Genomic DNA, 18,273 nt, shown 5'->3' with positions numbered 1-18,273 from the left:
TTATCTATCCTTCCTCTTGTTCTCCTCTGTCTTCTCATCTAAAATGCGTTTCAGTTCGTTAATATCTTCTGAAGACAATTTTTCCTCTTTTAAGAAATTGACAAGTAATGGCTTAAACGCCGCGCCGCAAAAGCGCTTTAGTAAAGATTTCGTTTCAACTTGTAAATAATTATCTTGTGATACTAGCGGAAAATAAGCATACATGCGCCCTTTATCTTGATGGTAAGAAACGGCTTCCTTTTGTACTAACCGATTAATTAATGTACGGATGGTTTTCGGTTTCCAGTCCATTGTATCTTCCAGTTCTTCTATAATTTCATTCGCTGTTTGTGGAGAATTCGACCACAACACTTTCATAATTTCTAATTCTGCTTCAGATATTTTAGGTAATTTATTTGTCATATTGTTTTCCACCCCTCGTATTACATTTGTAATCTACAATTAAGATTACAAATGTAATACTAAATTGTCAACCATATTTTAGAAAATATAATTTCCGTTAAACCTTACTTAACGACAACGAAATTCCCTTTTTTCAAATAATCAAATAAAAAAACAAGAAAATCTTTACATTTAATAGTAATATAGAAAGTAGACAGATTTATAAAAATAGTGGAGGCTTTTTCAGTCATGATGCGTGCGCTTCGTTTAAATATAAGGCAAGCTTTTTGTAATCGTGTTTCTTTAATTATTATGTTTAGTGGATTAGCTCTTATTTCTATTTATCATTATTATTATGTAATTCGTTATTTAGGAGACGCAAGGAATGGGGCTATAGCAACTGCATTTAAATGGATCGGGTTTCGTAATAATGAAATGGATATTTATTTATTATTAATGCCTGTTATTGCAAGTTTACCATTTAGTACGAGTTATAATTCCGATAAATCCGATGGTTTCAAAACTTTTATAAGTAAGGAAATTTCCCTATTCTCGTATTCCTTTACAAAGTATATCGTTACATTTTTCTGCGGTGGATTTCTTTATACTTTACCGTTCATTCTTTCTTTATTACTTTGCAAATTAACAATTCCAAATGGAGATCCAACTGTCGGTACTAGCATGATAAATGGCAACGGAATGTTCGCAGAGTTATATTTCTCTTCTCCCATCACTTATATTTATCTATATATTGGGATTAATTTTTTATTCGCTGGTTTAATGGCCCTCTTAGGTTTAGCAGCGTCCACATGGTCACAAAAGGATTACATGGCACTTCTATTCCCATTAGCAGTTACTTCCATTCCTTTCGTCCTGCTAAATACAATATTCCCTACAATAGGCGGAGCACCTATTCACTTATATGATCCAAAACAACCATTACACGGGATGTCACCATACATTTTACAATGTACATTTTTCTTCCTTGTCAGCTTATTTATGTACATAAAAGGATTACAACGGGACAAAAAAAGATATATGAGAAGACTTCAAAAACGAGATCGATGTAGAAAAGCTTTTCAGCCATTGTAAAAACCTAATTTCCTCACGTTATCTTGGAAATTAGGTTTTTTTATTCATTTACGGCGTGCCAGCCAACCCCCACAAAATAACAACAGTCGCAAAGTAAATTGCTTTAATAGCTACCACTAAACATAATGAAATAATTGCATATTTACTTAATTCTCTTCTTGCACCGATTAAAGTAAAAATAATCGCCAAACTAAACGTTATATAGGAAGTTGCGGTATTTATTAAGTAATACATACTATCTAGATTCTGTGTAAGCCCTGTTACATCAGCTACAAATTGGAGCATGACGATCGTACTAAAAAAAATTGCAAGCTGATTCATTAACTTTCCATTTAACCATGCTTGCATCTTTAACCTCCTCATTATAAAAAACTGAATTTTAAATTAATTTCAACATGATTTTTACAGAAAAAGAACGCTTAGTATATTTCTAAGCGTTCTTTCTCGACTATTTAAGAAGCCTTCTTCAAATCAATTTGAGCAAGTACTGGATCGTGGTCACTTACACGTCCATGTTCTTTCATAATGTTTGAGTTTAAGTGTACAGGGTCTACAATTGTGTGCGGTGCGATGTTATTTGTTACTAAAATATGATCTAGCACTTGTGCGTTACCTTCATGAATGTACGTGTAGCGGTTCTCTTTCGGCACTGTGTTTAACATATCTTTTAATATCGTTCCCTCTAGTGCTTCTAAAGGTTTAGAGAATTCAAAGTCATTCATATCACCTAATACAACAACTGGTGCATTTGTATTCTTTTCTTGAATACCTTGTACGAAATGATTCACTTCTTGTGCTAATTGAACTCGTTTTTCTTCACTCTTTAATACGATCGGCTGCACTTTTCCAAATGGCGTTGCATCTCCTAGTTTTGAGTTTAAGTGATTTGAAATGACAACAACATTTTGTCCTTGGAACGTAAATTCTGCCGCTAACGGTTTACGTGTACTTTCAAATAAAGGATTTTCGTCTCCAATACGAACTACATTTTTATCTAGTAACTTCGGTACTGTCGCTAATTTCACACGAGATGGGTTATAGAAGAAACCGACGCGAATATTCGCTCCAGGTGCCCCGCCGTCTTGATTGTTTTTCGGCGCAATTTCTACATACTCATACTTCGGTCCACGAATTTCTAATACAGCATCAATGATACGTTTTGCGCTTAAAGATGCATCAGTCGTACCGTCATTGATTGCTCCATTATTATCTTGCATCTCTTGTACACCGATAATATCAGGCATTTTTAAATTATATTTAATAGAATAAGCTAACGCTTTTACTTTTTCATCTGTTGTTTCTTTTTTGTTCGCTGAGAAGTTTTCAATGTTATATGTAGCAACTGTTAACTTATCAAGACGCGGCTGAATATTTGCCCCTACTTGCTTAAATCCGCCGTCCACTACAGATGGTAATTCCGTTATTGGCGCAATGCGGAACGAACCGTAATCATATCCGACTACCCCTGTTATATCTCCAGTAAAAGTATCTCCTACTTTTGCTACATAATCACGAGGTACTTTTACAGAAAGACGTTCTGGGTTTAATTGATTTTCATCTAATACAGGTGTGCCATATTTCGTTACGACTTTATTCCCGCCATTTTCTACTGTTACATATAAATTCCCGTTTTTCTGAGGGGCAATAATTTTTGGCGTTGGCATCGTAACGCGCATACCTTCTACACTTTCATAAAAGTCGATTGCATCTTCATTTGGATCAAATAAACCGAATGCATCATTATCGATAATTTGATCAGGAATTTTCACACCGTTTTCTCCAAGTACAATCGGCGCTGGTAAAGGTTGATCTTTTGCGATGACAGCAACGCGGCTCGCTTTAATTTCCGTCGTCGTTAAATCTGTGTCAAACCTTTCTGCATATCCAGGCCCAACATATTCTTCTACTTCTCCATCAACTTGGACAAGATCTCCTACTGCTACATTCACATCTTTTTTGTATACGTAAATACCTTCAGAAGTAGCTGGATCATTATCCGGCTGATTATCTTCTATATAAAAACCATTTTTATCAAGCGCTGTGACAACGCCTTCCACATTGTTTACTTTCTTCCCATTGTAAGGAGAAATATGTGATTTCCCTTGAATATCATGAATACGAACTGGTTCATTTGTTACGATTATAAATGAAAATGTCGAAACTGCTGAAGAAGTAAGCCCTTCTTTTTCAGCGATTGCTTTCACTACACTATTTTCATTCACTACAATTTGTCCGTTATAACGAACACTTTTGTTTGTAGGATTAGAGCCATCTAACGTATAGTAGATTGTTGCTCCTTCTGTATTCGTTGTTAATGTTACTGCTGTTCCTTTTGCAACTTCCCCACCATTTGGTGATGCCACTACATCGCTAACGCGGTTTTGTTCTTCTCCTTGAAACTTATGAGCTGTTACTGATTTTAAACCTGGGCTACCGAAATATAACTCAAGCGTCCCTGTCAACCTAACTTTCTTCCCGATATTTTCAGGATGGTCTTTCACATTTACTACCGATCTCACATCGCCTTTTGGCAATTGAACAGGCATGATTTTGTCTGGATTCGTTTCGTTTGGCGAATCGGCAATTGCCACGTTTGTGTCGTCAAACTTAGCCGGATCTTTCGTGTATTTAGAAGGACTTTGCGTATACCCAACGATATATCCTTCCACTATCCCCTTCGTTTTCCCTTGCTGCTTAAATACTTGAATTGCTTTTTCTACTGACATAGAAGTAGTTTCTTCCGCCTGCGCTAAAGTTCCAGTAAATGAAAGCAATAACATCAATGATAAAAAGACACTTAATAATTTCTTCACAGCCATTTCCCTCTCCCTATTTCATATTTTCTCAACATTTCTATCATATCAAATGATTCGTTATATAGAACTATATTTCGACAAGTTTTACACAAAATTTATTTAATTTACAAGTTTTCAAACTATAATACAAAATAACTTATATAGCTTTATTAACTAAAGGTATGTTATCCAATAAACAAAACGCCTTCAATATAATTGAAGGCGTTTTGTTTGAAATATTTTAATGTGCGACTAATTCAGTCTCCATTACTTTCTCTAAATGAGTTAGCACACACTTTGCAGCTCTCTCACCTTGCTCAATACAAGCTGGAAGACCAGAACCAGCGTAAGAACTACCTGCCAAATACACACCTGGCAATTCTTCCTCCATAAATGTTGTGAGCTTTTTCATTCGCTCTTTATGGCCTACTGTATATTGAGGCATCGCTTCTTTCCAGCGGCTTACAATTGTAAACTCTGGATCCTCTGTAATATCCATTGTCTTTTGTAAGTCTTCGAGTACGAGCTGCACAATTTCTTCGTCAGTTTGTTCAACAATCGCTTCATCACCTGGGCGTCCGACGTAACAGCGAAGAAGCGTTTTTCCTTCTGGCGTTGTATGTGGCCATTTTTTGTGTGTCCACGTACACGCTGTAATCGTATAATCACTATTTCTTGATACGACAAATCCGGTACCTTCAATATCACGCTGAATTGCAGACTTTGGGAAAGCAAGTGCCACGTTTGCAACTGATGTAGACGGAATGTTACGGAAGAAACGAAACTGCTTATACTGCGCAAACATAGACGGTAATACTTTATGCGGCGTCGCAACTACAATCGCGTCTGCTTCCATTTCTTTTCCGTTACTAAGCGTAATCGTATAACTATCACCAAGTTTTGCAACCTTTTCGATACGAGTTCCCTTCATTACCATATCATTAGGAATCTTCACTTCAAGAGATTCTACTATAGATTCTAAACCGGTTTTCACAGTTTTAAAGATTCCTTTTTTCAATTCAGCCTTCTCTTGCTTTGGAGCGAGCGTACGCATACCGAGTGAAATACTACGGTGCTCCTGTTCAATTTGATAAATTTGAGGGAATGTTGACATTAAACTCATTTCATCAATATCCCCTGCATAAATACCAGATAATAATGGCTCAATTAAATTTTCAACGACTTCATTTCCAAGGCGATGCCTGAAAAACTGCCCGAGTGATTGATCAGAAACTGGTTTTGATCTAGGCATTAATAAGTCAAAACCAGCTCTTAGTTTACCAATTGGGGAGAACAATCCGGAAAATAGAAACGGCGTAATTTGCGTTGGAATTCCCATCATTGAACCGCTCGGCATTTTATGTAACCGATTGTTTACGAGAACGAACGATTGACCGGCCTTATTATTTACAATTTCAGCATCAAGTCCTAATTCTTTCACTAACTTAGCTGCGCTCTCTTTCCTTGCTAAGAAAGAATCAGGGCCACGTTCAATTGTAAATCCATCTTTTTGAACGGTTTGAATTTTCCCGCCAAGTTTACCAGACGCTTCTATAAGCAATGCATCTATCGGCAAGTTTTTTTCACGAATTTCTTTTTGTAAGTTATACATTGTTGTCAATCCTGTGATGCCACCGCCGATGATCACAACTTTTTTCCTCAAGTAAGCTCCCCCTTTCTACTTACATTACAGATTCTTTTTTCTTTAATACAACATCTGCTAAACAGTCGATAAATGCGTCCGATGCGTTTGGCATTTCTGGACGATAATATTTCGCGCCAATTTCATCCGTTACCACTTTACACTCAAAGTCATTGTCATATAAAACTTCTAAATGTTCCGCAACAAATCCAACTGGTGCATATACGAATGAATTGTAGCCGTGCTTTTCATTTAATTCTCTCGTTAAATCTTGTACATCTGGACCAATCCAAGGATCTGGTGTATTTCCGGCACTTTGCCAGCCAACTGCATAATTTGCTACTTCAGCACCACGTGCAATATAGTCAGCTGTTTCGTTTAATTGATCTGGATATGGATCGCCAAGTGCGATAATTTTTTCTGGTAAGCTATGTGCAGATACGATTAACACTGCTTTTTCACGTTCTGCTTCTGACATACCGTTATATATACCTTTCACTGCATCGACCCAATACTGAATAAATTTCGGTTCTTTGTACCAGCTATCGATGCCGTGAATTGTTAAGTTCCCAAGTTTTCCTGCTTCTTCTTGCGCTCGTCCTACATACGACTTCACACTAAAAGTAGAATAGTGAGGGGCAAGAACGAGTGCAATTGCATCTTCTATTCCATCTTTATGCATAGCTTGTACTGCATCTTCAATGAACGGTTCAATATGTTTTAAACCAAGATACATGTGGTACTCTACTTCATCTTGAACTTCATTTAAACGCGTTTCTAACTTTTTAGCTTGCTCTAATGTAATAGTAGCTAAAGGAGAAATACCACCAATTGCACGGTAACGCTCTGTTAAATCTTCTAGCATTTCAGGACTTGGCTTTCTTCCTCTGCGAATATGTGTATAGTAACGTTCAATATCTTCTTCTTTATATGGCGTTCCGTATGCCATTACAAGCAAACCAATTTTCTTTTTCATACAGACAATCTCCTTTACTTCGCTAACTGTTCTTTAGAGTACTCATGAATAAATGTAGTTAAGCGTTTTAATGTATCTGGATTTACTTCTGGGAATACGCCGTGACCTAAGTTAAAGATATAACCTGGCTGCTTCATCCCTTGATCTAAAATACCTTTTACATGTTCTTCAATAACAGGCCAAGGTGCTAATAAGAATGAAGGATCCATATTTCCTTGTACCGCCTTGTGAACACCACGTGCGCGTGCTTCTTCGATCGGTAAGCGCCAATCTAAACCTACTACATCAAGCGGTAAGTCGTGCCATTCATTCACTAAATGTGCAGCACCTACGCCGTGCATAATCATTGGAACACCCATCGGGCGAACTTCTGCAAAAATACGCTCCATCGCTGGTTTAATAAATATGCGGTAATCCGCTACATTTACTGCTCCAACCCAAGAATCGAAAATTTGAACCGCTTTTGCTCCTGCATTAATTTGCGCTTTTAAATATGTAATAACCATATCTGCAAGCTTATCCATTAAAGCGAACCAAGCTTTCGGCTCTGCATACATAAACGCTTTCGTATTATGATAATTACGAGAAGGACCGCCTTCAATCATATAGCTCGCTAACGTAAATGGAGCTCCTGAAAAACCGATTAACGGTACATCTAACATTTCTGTCGTTAATAAACGAATTGTATCTAGTATGTAAGGTACGTCATCTTCTGGATTGATTTCCCCTAATTTTTCTACGTCTTGTAAAGAACGGATTGGATTATCGATAACTGGACCAATGCCAGATTTAATTTCCACATCAACACCAATTGCAGGTAGTGGTGACATAATATCTTTATAAAGAATTGCTGCGTCTACGTTATATTGATCAACTGGCAACTTTGTAACGTAAGCGCACAACTCTGGATTATGTGTAATTTCAAATAAAGAATATTTCTCTTTTATCTTTCTATATTCCGGCTGTGAACGACCTGCTTGACGCATATACCATGCTGGTACATACTCTGTACGTTCCCCCCTACATGCTTTTAAAAATGTCTCATTTATAGTTCTTACCAAGACCCTAGCTCCCTTCCTTACCAATGCTTTTTCTTTAAATATGCTCTATTCCGATATTTATCTTTTTTTACTATACAGCTTGTAAAAACAAAATGCATAACATTATGTACGTTGTTCATTAAATTGACACAAACGTTCGTAAAAACGTTTACTATTTTCACAACATTCTTATTATAGCACAGAGAAAAACTACGGTTTAGCTACTTTTGACTTTTCTCCTTCACGGTTCGTTTGTGTGTTATATGGCACAACGTAAAAACTTGGTTTTGAGAATATATTAATAAACTTCTCCTCATATTTCCCCGTTCCTTTTGCCGTTCCAACGTGAGTATGAATTCCTTTTTCAACTTTATAAATCCGATACATAATTCGCTCATCAGGAAGCGGCGTCCAGCTTAGTTTCATTGCAAATAAACCGAAAGGACTAAATGCTAGTTTTGCTTCCACGTTTTGAATCTTATCTAAACGAATTGGCAGTCCAATTGTTTCAACACCTTTTGGCCTATGAAAACTCGCTTTATCTTGTATATTTGCTTTCGTTAAAATCTTTTTAAATAACATCGTTGCAGATGCATTTCCATCTTGTAATTGATGCTCTTTATCGGTGCGGTCATAGCCAATCCAAACTGCACCTACTAAATTCGGTGTATATCCAACGAACCACATATCACGCGCACCATTGTCATCATTCGGCAGTGAAGTTGTGCCTGTTTTTCCAGCTAAAGCTCCATTATATACGCCAGCTTTTGCCGTACCTTCTTTCACAACTCCTTCAAGCATCTTTGTCATATACCATGCCGTTTGCTTCGAAAAGACTTTCGTTTCAGCTTTTGATGATTCTCCAATGACCGCCCCGTGTCTATTTAACACTTTATCGATAACGTGCGGTTCGATAATATTCCCGTTTGCTAAAAAAGATCGGTACATTTTGACAAGATCAAATGGAGAAACACCATTTTTCAGCCCGCCAAGTGCTGTGCTTAAACCTGAGTCCGCAATATGAACATTCCCTTTCTCTAAATATTGCTTTCCCTCATCTACCCCTAATTCATTTAATAAAGATACAGCTGGCACATTTGCTGATTCTAATACCGCATCGTACATCGTCATCTCTTTCGTATACTCATGATTATAATTTCGAGGTTCATAACCTTCAAACGAACTTTTTTCATTCGTTAATAAAGAATATGGATTATATTTCTTCGTCTCAAGTGCAGGTCCATATACGATAAGCGGCTTTAAAACAGAACCAGGCTGCCGCTTTGCAAAAACGCGATTAAGCCCTCTCGGAACATACTCTCTTCCGCCAATCGCGGCTTTAATTCCGCCAGTCTGATTATCCATTAATAAAAATGCACCTTGCGCCCCGTTTTCTTTACCAGGGAAATTTCTCGCATCTTGAAACTGGTTATATGCTACCTTTTGAACTTTTTCATCCATCGGTACGACAAACGTATATCCTCCGCGCAGTACTTCTTGATGCGATAAACCATATAAACGCGCCGCTTCATCTATAACCATATCGATATAAGGCATATATGCGAGTTCACGTTCATCTGAATTTTTATAAAGAGCGATTGTTTTCCCTTGGTAACGAACACTATCTTCCGCTGTTAAATAGCCTTGTTTATGCATAAGTGACAAAACAAGATCACGGCGCCCTTTACTCTTTTCTAGGGATAAGTACGGTGAATAGCCATTTGGCGCTTTCGGAAGCCCTGCAAGCATAGCTCCCTCTTCCACTGTTAAATCTTCTACATTTTTATTAAAATACAACTTTGCTGCCGCTTGAATACCATATGCCCCATGACCGAAATAAATATGATTCATATACATTTCAAGAATTTGCTGCTTCGTATATTTTTGCTCTAATTGAAGAGAAATTGCGACCTCTTTCAATTTACGCGTAAATGTTTTTTCGCGAGTTAAAAAGACATTTTTAGCTAGTTGCTGCGTGATCGTACTACCGCCTTCTACCTTCTCTCCAGCTAACGCGTCTTTATAAAGCGCCCGAAATATAGAAGGGTAATCAATTCCTTGATGCTCATAAAAACGAGAATCTTCCACAGCAATAAATGCTTGCTGCACGTACTTTGGAATTTCTTCAATCGGCACGAGCTCTCTATTTTCTACATATAACTTCGTAATTTCTTTTCCTTTCTGGTCAACGATACGTGATGAAGAGTGGAAAACAAGCTGCTTTTCATCCATCATATAGCCACCAGTTAACACAATAAGTTTATAGAGTACAATCGCTACTACGAACGTTGCTATCCCGCCTAATAAAGTCCACTTTGCTTTCTTCATACATCGGCCTTCTTTCCAAATGATGGTACATTTATTATTTGAAAAAGAAGTATCTTTATGTATATAATCTTCGAAGTTTTTTAAGAGAATTGATATAATAGAGACAAACCATAAAGGGGGCATTAAAATGAAGGCTATTATTTCATACGAAACACCTCTAGAACAAGCACATTTCACTGCAAAAAATAACGAAAAAGATATGTTTTATAAAGAAAATACTGAAGAATCTGTGGAATCCACACTTCAGTATGACGTATTAGACGCTGTTGGAGAATTTAAAGGACAACCTGGCTACATCGTTTGTAACAACATTTCTGTAACAGACGAAGGTCGCCCTGTATTTGAAAACCGTTTTAAAAACCGTGCTGGTCTAATCGAAAACGAACCTGGTTTCCAAGCAATCCGCGTTCTTCGTCCATTAAGTAATGATACATATGTCATCTTAACGATGTGGGAAACTGAGCAAAACTTTAAAGACTGGACAGAATCACGTTCATTCGAAAACGCTCATAAAAAACGTCCTGCACAAGCAGAGGGACAAGCTCAGGCTCAGGCGCATCCACATGCAGAACAGCAAAAAAGTATTTTCTCTCGCCCGTCGTTCGTGACTACTTTTGATGTTTTAGTTTAATTTTCGGAGTTCGGAGTCGGCGGTATATGAAATTATATCGGCGATTTTTCGAATATATCGACTTATCGACAAATGACGACACAAATAAAGGAAACACCATTACACGGTGTTTCCTTTTTCTTTGTACCAATTATATATGCGAAGCGCGTCTTCTTTTCGCATATGCTTCACTTCATAACCATGTCCCGCCACCGCTACAGCAGCTGTACATAACTCGTCTTTCTTTTGAAAATAAGATTGATTGTATCCGACCACTTGAATATGCCTTCTTCGCATGATCCCTGTATATTTCGCGAGACCTCGGTGCACCATTACTAACTGATTGTCTCGTATCATATATCCACCACTTTTATATCTAGCGTATGCAAGTATTGTAAATACAATAAATAGCGGTATAAGAACGAACAACGCAGTATGTTGTTTAAAATATATACTCGCACCAGCGATTGGCACAGCGAGCACAGCGCTTGTAATCCAGCCCATTACGACGTAACGGCGTAATGCAGCCTTCGGTAAATGAACGATTTCCTCTTCTATTTCATATGGCAACTGTAAATAGGCAAGTAGCTGCTGTACATCTTTTTTCTTCATAAAAGGATGTAACATCACTTCATTCCCTGCCGCTTCTATACTTTGAATGACTTCCACTTCGACAGAGCAATAACCGAAAGGCTGGCGGAGAATTCCTTCTTTTACAGTAATCGCTTGAATGCGGTGGAGCTTTAAGACAAACTCTTTCTTATCAAATAACCCTTGCACAATACGAATTTCATTTCCGTTTCGCTCTATTTTAAAGTTCGCGTATTTTAATGCATAGCCGCCCGTAGAAATGACCCACGAAATTGCCATTAAAATCGCGGCCATAACGATTAATTCATATACACCGTTATCCACAACATAAGCTTCCACTTTATTTATGAGCCATTCTGGAAGAAATTGATTAAACTCTGTGTAAAGGATTACTAACATAGAAAACACTAATCCAAATCTGCCAGATGTAATAGATGCGAATAAAATTTCTTTCGCCGTTAACCGATAAACCGTCTTACTTTCTTCTTCTGCGGGCGCATCTTCACTCAAAACGCTTCTCTCTTTATGTAATAAAGCAATCAGTTCTTTCGCTTTATCTTCTCTAATACCAGCTAACATCACTTCTGGCTCACTACCGCCGCCCGCTACTTCTATATTTAATTTCGTAAGTCCAAGCATTTGATAAATGACATTAGAAGATGTACTAATATTTTGCACACGGTCTTTATTTAAATAACTTTCCTTCTTCACAAAAACACCGTGTTTTATATGTAAAATATTACTCTCAATCCAGTACACTTTGAAATACCATTTTATAGCTGAAAATATCGCCATAATGAATATAATAAACAAGATGAAAAGATAAAATAAATACCAGGGTTTCACTTGTTCTTCAGGTTTAAACATAACAAGGATAATAAGTGGAAATAAACTAGAAATCCTAATACCTAATAATATCGTGATTGGATGTTGCCTCTTATACATCCTCATCACTCACTTTCGCAAGCTCTCCAATTTGTCTTTTCAACTGCTCTGCTTCTTCCTTCGTTAAGCCTGGAATACTATGAGAAGTTGCCGCTGTTGAAATATGTAATTCTGCTAAATTATACTTTCTCATAATTGGCCCTTGCTCAATCGTTACGTGCTGCACGCGGATCATCGGAATAAGTACGCGTTTTACAACGAACATTCCCTTTTGAATCTCAATCTCTTCTTCATTTAATCTGTAACTATAATAACGTTGACGTAAATTTGGAAATACAAAATAGTCGAGTGGTATGTATATAACTGCTCCTGTCACTAACAATCCAAACAACCAGCCCCACCAGTTAAAGTTAATCATAAAAAAGAAATACGCAATTACGACTGCTAGTATAACTGCCGCCCCAATTAAAGCATGAATTCTCCACACTTTCAGCATATTAGAATGAATCTCCTTTTCTAACGGCTGCATCTCATCACTCCAATTATATGAATTTATTAATTATATATTAGCAGAAAATAAGGCTTTATATACAATTTTGTAAAATTATAGTTATCACGTCATATCGAGCATTTCTTCAAAATTCCCTTCATTAATCGAATAAACATAAAGAAAGAAGAAGCACTAGCATCTCTTCTTTCTACAAATCATTTCTTCTATAATAGCTTTATTATTAAATATAAATTTCTTCTTTCCAACTACTAGATTTTGATTTGACCACAATTAAATTTTCACTTTCCCATTTTAATGTGCCTAGAAATCTTGAATACACCATTTCGTTACCTACCTCTTCCACCAATAATTGATCGCGAATCTTTAAACCCTTTTCATCGTACACCTCACATCGTAGTTGGAAACCTTTAACACGATGAATTCCTTTTAATATCGCTATCTTCTTACGGCTTGGGCTTTTTTTAGGTGTCTTTCCTACTAAAAATATCCCTTCATAGTTTCGTTTCACAATTTCTCCCAAAGACTCTTCGACATACTTTCTAACAATAGATGGTGAGAGAGTAGAGTTTTCTTCAAGTCCGGGGATAACATATTGATGTACTAATTTACAAAACTCATTGTATTTCTCTTCAACTGAATCAAGTGTTAAAAATTTCATAAAATCGTAAGGAACATATACACAAATTTCACCTAAATCTCTATTCACTTTATATGAAATATCAGTATTTTCATTAGCTAAACAATAGACAGTAACTTGCTCAATCTCTCCCAATCCCATTTCAAACTCGTTAATTTTCTTTGAGAAAATTAACTCAAAAATCCTAATTTCATGCACACGCAAATAATGTTTTTTAGGACGTTGTTTTTTCCAATCATAAAATTTTACTCCGAGCACTATAATTCACTCCTTTTAATAAAAAACACTACGAAAATAGTGTAATCTTTTACTTTCATAGCTTCACACATTCATTATATTAAAAATAAAGCTAGTTTTTTATAATTTTTTTGATATAATTACTTACGGGAAAAGGGAAGACATTTATCTTCCCTTGTGTTTTTATTTGCATCTAGTACTTTTGCTAGATGCTTTTTTTATATCATTTTACATAACTTCTATAGTAAGAGGATGATTCTATTGAAAAAATTCATAATTAGTTATTTAACATGCTTACTAGTTTTTTCTGTCATTGTAAATGTTTTACAGTATACACAAGTTCCCAATTTTGCAGATTCATGGGGACCAATTTGGATATCAATCATTATGTATATTATTCTTGGCAGTATCCCCGCTCTTATCGGTTGTTTATTAGGTGAATTTTGTTATAAAAAAATAAAAAGAAGTCATGAATTACAAATCGGCATTCCTTTATTTATACTGCTAGGTATTTCCTACAATCATTTATTCTTTACGTGGTTTAACGACAGAGATTTTCTATCCTTTAATTTAAATGCCTTTCTGGATACTGGCCTTCCTATTACTGTATCATCTTTATTGTTTTATCTTATAAGACGTCGTTAATTCTTTCATCATTGCATAAAAAAATGTTATTACTCTTATTAAATTGAGTAATAACATTTTCATTTAAAAACTACTTAACAAACTGGCTTCCAACTAGCATCCTTTATATCTTCGTTAGTCGGTTTTCTAACTGATTCAACAAAGCATTCCTCGCAAGCACCAAATACAATGAAATTTCTCTGTGCTTGTCTTAACGAAACTTCATTTGCTCCGCCTTCAAAGTCATGATCGTTAAACTGAACAGGATCATCTTCCCAATAACATATGTTACAAATTTCATATGTACCTGGTGGTTCTTCTTCTAACGTTCTACCCCGCATTAACGGGCAGTAAAACTCCCGCCTCAAAATTCAGCTAGTGCAAAGGAGTTAGGTGGGAGATCAACTGCCCATAAAAGCCCGATTGGTTCAACTAATAATCAGTGGGGAATGAACAAAATCCCCACTGATTAAAGTTTCACTTTATATCCGTAACATGGACAAGTGTATTTCATTTTGTCACTCCATTATTAACTGATTTTTTCTCCCATATATTTCGGCCCACAAAGAATGTAACAGCGCAAATCATAGTTATTCCCATGAAAAAGGTATTAGAATCTTCGTATGTAGTTGGAATTCCTACCGTTACAAAAACAATACTAAAAGCTAAAAGCAAATATAATAATAAAGATATAATATAGCTTAGTTTAAAACGTAAAATGATACCTCTAAACAATAGCTCACCAAGTAGACAGCCACCTAAAATAATAGGTACTCCGAAATACAATGTAAGGACTCCCATTTGCGAAGTAGCTTGAATTACCTTTCCAAGTATAGTCGGTGAAATCATCTCATTATTTTTTCCCATCCTATCATATAAATCAAGTACCGTTACTGAAATAAAAAAACTTAATATAGAAAATGAATACGGAATTAAAAATTTGCTCAATCTCATTCACCTCACTTTTCCCTTCACATATATTATTCATTATTTTCTATCATTTTTACATAAAAAAATAACCCTCTATGATAAAACATAGAGGGAAGAGCTTTGAAGTGAACCCGAAAACAGAACACATATCAAAACACCTAAACCGTCTGTTCCCTATATTCTTTAGGGGGCAAGTGGTTTAGGTGGTTTATTAGAAGGTAGTACCTTCTTTTTTGTAATATTCTTTTGAAATCTCTTCATAAAATGCTGCCGATGTCGCGTAGAAATAAGGTGCAGACCATAAGAAACCGATTCCTAAGGTAAGAATACTTAAAAGGAACCAGCCAAGGAAGCTTAAGCATAGTAAAAAGTAATCCATTTTATGTCCATTCATCATATGGCGACTTTCGGTAATCGCTTGATTCGCTGTGTATTCTGGACGATCATTCAAAATAAAATACGTCATAGAATAAGAAAATGATTTAATAATACCCGGAATAATAAGAAGTAATGTCCATAGCATCAAGTATACATACATTAGTAAATATGTTAAAAACGACTTCATAATCTTACTTCCATCGCTAAACCATCTAAATAAATCACCAATGCGAGCACTAGTCTCACGGATTACATTTAAAACAAGATAGTAGGCGCCTATTGTTAACGGACCGATAACAAGCATTGCAATAATACTTACTGTAAGCGAATCACCTGCTTCTTCCCAACCCCAAAACATCGAGAAAACACCTGTAATTAGAAGTTCAACAGCTCCAATAAGGATTCCGACTAATAAGGTTGCCCCTACCGCTAATCCCCATTTTCCTTTTAATGCATCAAGTGCTTCTCTTTTTAACTGACTTATCATATATAGCCTCCTAATACTTTTTCTATATTAGTATACCATTTATATCAAAAATTCCACAGATTTTCCTGAAATAGAAGTATACTACCTTTTTTTCTGATACGTATTGAGAAATGTGAGCTGTATTTGCACCCATATATGAATCAAACTACTCATTTCTCCATAACAAAAAAGCCTGCCTTTCATACTAGGCAAGCCATTTCATTTAATCCTCACATATTCTCTTCTTATACCAATCCTGCATTCTCTCCGCATCTTCTACTCTCGTATGCTCTAGTTTATAATTCGATGATGCACTAGAAAACGTATACGTACATAAATCCGCTCGGCGCTGGAAATATGATTGTGTTTTTTCAATTGATTGGACGTGTCTTCTTCTTACAAGTCCTGTATGTTTCCCAATACTACGATGTATAATCGTAATTTGTTCTCCGTTTACACCGTAACCATTTGTTTTAAATGTTGCGTATCCAAGTGTAAAGATGAGGATAGCTAGCGGTAACAACGCCCACATGATGAAATACTTTTCAAAGTATATGCTTATCCCAGTAAGCGGGATTGCTAGCATTGCGAAGAAAATGAAACTATCAATTAAATAACGGCGCAAGGCTGCTTTTGGTAATGCAGTAATATTTGTATTCAGTTCATATGGCAATTGTAAATGAGCGAGTAACTCTTGCACACGATCTTTTCGAATAATCGGATGCAGCGTAACTTTGTCTTTCTCTTCTCCCAATCCCTTACTTTGAATAACTTCGACTTGCACAGCACAATAACCGAACATCTGACGGAAAATACCTTCTTTTATCGTAATCCCTTGAATACGGTGTAACTTTAGTACAAGTTCTTTCCTTTCAAGTAATCCTTGAGAAATACGCACTTCATCGTTTTTTCGATTTACTGTGAAATTACCATGTTTTAACGCGTAACCAATTGTAGATATAATCCACGAAAGGACGAGTAAAATAGCTACCATGTAAATCCAGCCGTATATATCATGATCCATTACATACGACTCTACGCTATTTTTTATCCATTTCGGAATGTACTCATCTACTTGGTGATACACGAAAAAGATTAATGAGAATAATAGTCCAAACTGACCAGATGTAACAGATGCTAATAAAATTTCTTTCAAAGTTAATTTGTACTCTGTCGCTTGCTTTTCCTCTGTCATAACTTCTTTTTCTACTAATTCTTCTGATGTTTCTTCTGCTTTTACTTCTGGAGTTGGCTCATTTAGTAAGGAAATAAGCTCCTTCGCCTCATCTTCTGTAATACCAGCTAGGCTTACTTCGGCATCATCGCCTCCGCCAGCTGTTTCGATTTGAATTTTCTTTAAACCGAGCATTTGATATAACACGTTTGAACTTGTATTAATCGTTTGGACACGTTCTTTATTTAAGTAGCTCTCCTTCTTCACAAAGAGCCCTTGTTTAACATGTAATACGTTATTTTCAACCCAGTATGTTGTGTAATACCATTTTTCAAAAGCTGAAAAGACGGTGAGTAAACCGAATCCAGCGGGAATTAAATACCAAAATGGAAACTTTCCATTTAAACTAAACATGAAAATAAGCAATGGTATAAAGTCTGTTATTTTTAATTCTAATAACATCGTAATGGGATGCTGCCTCTTATACATCCTCATCACTCACTTTCGCTAATTCTGCGATTCTCGTTTTTAACATTTCTGCTTCATACATCATTAAGCCTGGAATGCTGTGAGAAGTTGCCGCTGTTGAAATATGTAATTCTGCTAATCCATATTTTCTCATAATTGGTCCTTGTTCAATTGTAACGTGCTGTACACGAATCATCGGTACTAATACGCGCTTTACAACGAAAAGACCGTGCTGAATTTCAAGTTCTTCTTCATTTAGTTGGTAGCTATAATAACGCTGACGCAGTTTCGGGAATAGGAAGTACTCAAATGGTGCTAGTGCAACTGTTAACCCGATCAGCACATACAAAATCCACGCCCACCAATCAAACTTTATCATAAGGAACAGGTAAACTAAAATGACGAGAATACCGATCCCTTCCTCAATTACAGCACGAACTTTCCACACCTTGATCATGTCAGGATGAATTTCATTTTTCAATGGATCCATGTAACCACTCCAAATCTA

Annotated in this window: 18 protein-coding genes; 3 read left to right on the top strand and 15 right to left on the bottom strand. The window is 36.3% G+C overall.

The window, feature by feature from the left end; all coding sequences use genetic code 11:
• The gene (locus ABH960_RS21315; RefSeq protein ID WP_002168942.1) at window positions 1-402 is read right to left on the bottom strand and encodes a BlaI/MecI/CopY family transcriptional regulator; all 402 of its coding nucleotides are present in this window, start codon (window positions 400-402) and stop codon (window positions 1-3) included.
• A gap of 228 nt (window positions 403-630) precedes the next feature.
• On the opposite strand from ABH960_RS21315, the gene ABH960_RS21310 reads away from it, so the two are divergent.
• Window positions 631-1,473 (top strand): hypothetical protein, encoded by an 843-nt coding sequence (locus ABH960_RS21310; protein ID WP_404448280.1) that lies wholly within the window; start codon window positions 631-633, stop codon window positions 1,471-1,473.
• A gap of 48 nt (window positions 1,474-1,521) precedes the next feature.
• Here ABH960_RS21310 and ABH960_RS21305 read toward each other — a convergent pair whose 3' ends face one another.
• The 6 genes from ABH960_RS21305 to ABH960_RS21280 all read right to left on the bottom strand — a co-directional run bounded on the left by ABH960_RS21305 (window position 1,522) and on the right by ABH960_RS21280 (window position 10,254).
• A complete protein-coding gene (locus tag ABH960_RS21305) occupies window positions 1,522-1,821 on the bottom strand; it encodes a hypothetical protein (protein ID WP_404448277.1) in 300 nt (99 codons plus the stop codon).
• A 104-nt stretch (window positions 1,822-1,925) separates the two neighbouring features.
• Window positions 1,926-4,292, bottom strand: coding sequence for a DUF6359 domain-containing protein (locus ABH960_RS21300; protein ID WP_404448274.1), 2,367 nt, complete (start codon window positions 4,290-4,292; stop codon window positions 1,926-1,928).
• A 217-nt stretch (window positions 4,293-4,509) separates the two neighbouring features.
• On the bottom strand, window positions 4,510-5,931 hold the full coding sequence (hemY, locus tag ABH960_RS21295) for a protoporphyrinogen oxidase (protein ID WP_404448271.1): 1,422 nt from the start codon (window positions 5,929-5,931) through the stop codon (window positions 4,510-4,512).
• Between the two features lie 19 nt (window positions 5,932-5,950).
• A complete protein-coding gene (gene hemH / locus ABH960_RS21290; protein ID WP_113936582.1) occupies window positions 5,951-6,886 on the bottom strand; it encodes a ferrochelatase in 936 nt (311 codons plus the stop codon).
• 14 nt (window positions 6,887-6,900) lie between these two features.
• Entirely contained in the window at window positions 6,901-7,947 is a 1,047-nt protein-coding gene (hemE, locus tag ABH960_RS21285) for a uroporphyrinogen decarboxylase (protein ID WP_078202947.1), read from the bottom strand.
• Window positions 7,948-8,136: 189 nt separating this feature from the next.
• The gene (locus ABH960_RS21280) at window positions 8,137-10,254 is read right to left on the bottom strand and encodes a transglycosylase domain-containing protein (RefSeq protein ID WP_404448266.1); all 2,118 of its coding nucleotides are present in this window, start codon (window positions 10,252-10,254) and stop codon (window positions 8,137-8,139) included.
• A gap of 127 nt (window positions 10,255-10,381) precedes the next feature.
• Here ABH960_RS21280 and hmoB point away from each other — a divergent pair, with 127 nt between their 5' ends.
• Window positions 10,382-10,885 carry a heme-degrading monooxygenase HmoB gene (hmoB, locus tag ABH960_RS21275; RefSeq protein ID WP_002087141.1) on the top strand — a complete coding sequence of 168 codons (504 nt, stop codon included), beginning with the start codon at window positions 10,382-10,384 and terminating at the stop codon, window positions 10,883-10,885.
• A 99-nt stretch (window positions 10,886-10,984) separates the two neighbouring features.
• Here the strand turns inward: hmoB and ABH960_RS21270 are convergent, their stop codons facing one another.
• The 3 genes from ABH960_RS21270 to ABH960_RS21260 form a co-directional block, all read right to left on the bottom strand.
• Window positions 10,985-12,400: a PH domain-containing protein gene (locus tag ABH960_RS21270; protein ID WP_404448263.1), complete on the bottom strand. Its 1,416-nt coding sequence runs from the start codon at window positions 12,398-12,400 to the stop codon at window positions 10,985-10,987.
• Complete coding sequence (locus ABH960_RS21265; protein ID WP_199659762.1) at window positions 12,393-12,869, bottom strand: PH domain-containing protein; 477 nt, start codon at window positions 12,867-12,869, stop codon at window positions 12,393-12,395. Before ABH960_RS21265 ends, ABH960_RS21270 begins: the two co-directional genes overlap by 8 nt.
• 202 nt (window positions 12,870-13,071) lie before the next feature.
• Window positions 13,072-13,746 (bottom strand): hypothetical protein, encoded by a 675-nt coding sequence (locus tag ABH960_RS21260; protein WP_404448260.1) that lies wholly within the window; start codon window positions 13,744-13,746, stop codon window positions 13,072-13,074.
• 240 nt (window positions 13,747-13,986) lie between these two features.
• Here ABH960_RS21260 and ABH960_RS21255 point away from each other — a divergent pair, with 240 nt between their 5' ends.
• Window positions 13,987-14,370: a hypothetical protein gene (locus ABH960_RS21255; RefSeq protein ID WP_404448257.1), complete on the top strand. Its 384-nt coding sequence runs from the start codon at window positions 13,987-13,989 to the stop codon at window positions 14,368-14,370.
• A gap of 74 nt (window positions 14,371-14,444) precedes the next feature.
• Here the strand turns inward: ABH960_RS21255 and ABH960_RS21250 are convergent, their stop codons facing one another.
• The 5 genes from ABH960_RS21250 to ABH960_RS21230 form a co-directional block, all read right to left on the bottom strand.
• Window positions 14,445-14,690, bottom strand: a complete 246-nt coding sequence (locus tag ABH960_RS21250; RefSeq protein ID WP_404448255.1) for a CPCC family cysteine-rich protein — start codon at window positions 14,688-14,690, stop codon at window positions 14,445-14,447.
• 169 nt (window positions 14,691-14,859) lie between these two features.
• Entirely contained in the window at window positions 14,860-15,297 is a 438-nt protein-coding gene (locus ABH960_RS21245; RefSeq protein WP_404448252.1) for a hypothetical protein, read from the bottom strand.
• 193 nt (window positions 15,298-15,490) lie between these two features.
• On the bottom strand, window positions 15,491-16,144 hold the full coding sequence (locus ABH960_RS21240; protein WP_404448250.1) for a DUF975 family protein: 654 nt from the start codon (window positions 16,142-16,144) through the stop codon (window positions 15,491-15,493).
• 202 nt (window positions 16,145-16,346) lie between these two features.
• Window positions 16,347-17,786, bottom strand: coding sequence for a PH domain-containing protein (locus tag ABH960_RS21235; RefSeq protein ID WP_404448247.1), 1,440 nt, complete (start codon window positions 17,784-17,786; stop codon window positions 16,347-16,349).
• Window positions 17,779-18,255, bottom strand: a complete 477-nt coding sequence (locus ABH960_RS21230; protein ID WP_404448244.1) for a PH domain-containing protein — start codon at window positions 18,253-18,255, stop codon at window positions 17,779-17,781. The genes ABH960_RS21235 and ABH960_RS21230 overlap by 8 nt, the downstream gene beginning before the upstream one ends.
• Between the last annotated feature and the right edge of the window lie 18 nt (window positions 18,256-18,273).

Origin of the sequence: Bacillus sp. RC252, from assembly GCF_044909215.1 — a bacterium.
GTDB classification, from domain to species: Bacteria; Bacillota; Bacilli; order Bacillales; family Bacillaceae_G; genus Bacillus_A; species Bacillus_A mycoides.
Note: the sequence above shows the minus strand (reverse complement) of the source record. Positions and strands in the feature narration are given on the sequence as shown.

Excerpts from the sequence above, each read along its gene's own strand:
- ABH960_RS21315 (WP_002168942.1), bottom strand. The coding sequence starts at position 402 with ATGACAAATAAATTACCTAAAATATCTGAAGCAGAATTAGAAATTATG.
- ABH960_RS21310 (WP_404448280.1), top strand. The coding sequence starts at position 631 with ATGATGCGTGCGCTTCGTTTAAATATAAGGCAAGCTTTTTGTAATCGT.
- ABH960_RS21305 (WP_404448277.1), bottom strand. The coding sequence starts at position 1,821 with ATGCAAGCATGGTTAAATGGAAAGTTAATGAATCAGCTTGCAATTTTT.
- ABH960_RS21300 (WP_404448274.1), bottom strand. The coding sequence starts at position 4,292 with ATGGCTGTGAAGAAATTATTAAGTGTCTTTTTATCATTGATGTTATTG.
- hemH (WP_113936582.1), bottom strand. The coding sequence starts at position 6,886 with ATGAAAAAGAAAATTGGTTTGCTTGTAATGGCATACGGAACGCCATAT.
- ABH960_RS21280 (WP_404448266.1), bottom strand. The coding sequence starts at position 10,254 with ATGAAGAAAGCAAAGTGGACTTTATTAGGCGGGATAGCAACGTTCGTA.
- hmoB (WP_002087141.1), top strand. The coding sequence starts at position 10,382 with ATGAAGGCTATTATTTCATACGAAACACCTCTAGAACAAGCACATTTC.
- ABH960_RS21270 (WP_404448263.1), bottom strand. The coding sequence starts at position 12,400 with ATGTATAAGAGGCAACATCCAATCACGATATTATTAGGTATTAGGATT.
- ABH960_RS21265 (WP_199659762.1), bottom strand. The coding sequence starts at position 12,869 with ATGCAGCCGTTAGAAAAGGAGATTCATTCTAATATGCTGAAAGTGTGG.
- ABH960_RS21250 (WP_404448255.1), bottom strand. The coding sequence starts at position 14,690 with ATGCGGGGTAGAACGTTAGAAGAAGAACCACCAGGTACATATGAAATT.
- ABH960_RS21240 (WP_404448250.1), bottom strand. The coding sequence starts at position 16,144 with ATGATAAGTCAGTTAAAAAGAGAAGCACTTGATGCATTAAAAGGAAAA.
- ABH960_RS21235 (WP_404448247.1), bottom strand. The coding sequence starts at position 17,786 with ATGTATAAGAGGCAGCATCCCATTACGATGTTATTAGAATTAAAAATA.
- ABH960_RS21230 (WP_404448244.1), bottom strand. The coding sequence starts at position 18,255 with ATGGATCCATTGAAAAATGAAATTCATCCTGACATGATCAAGGTGTGG.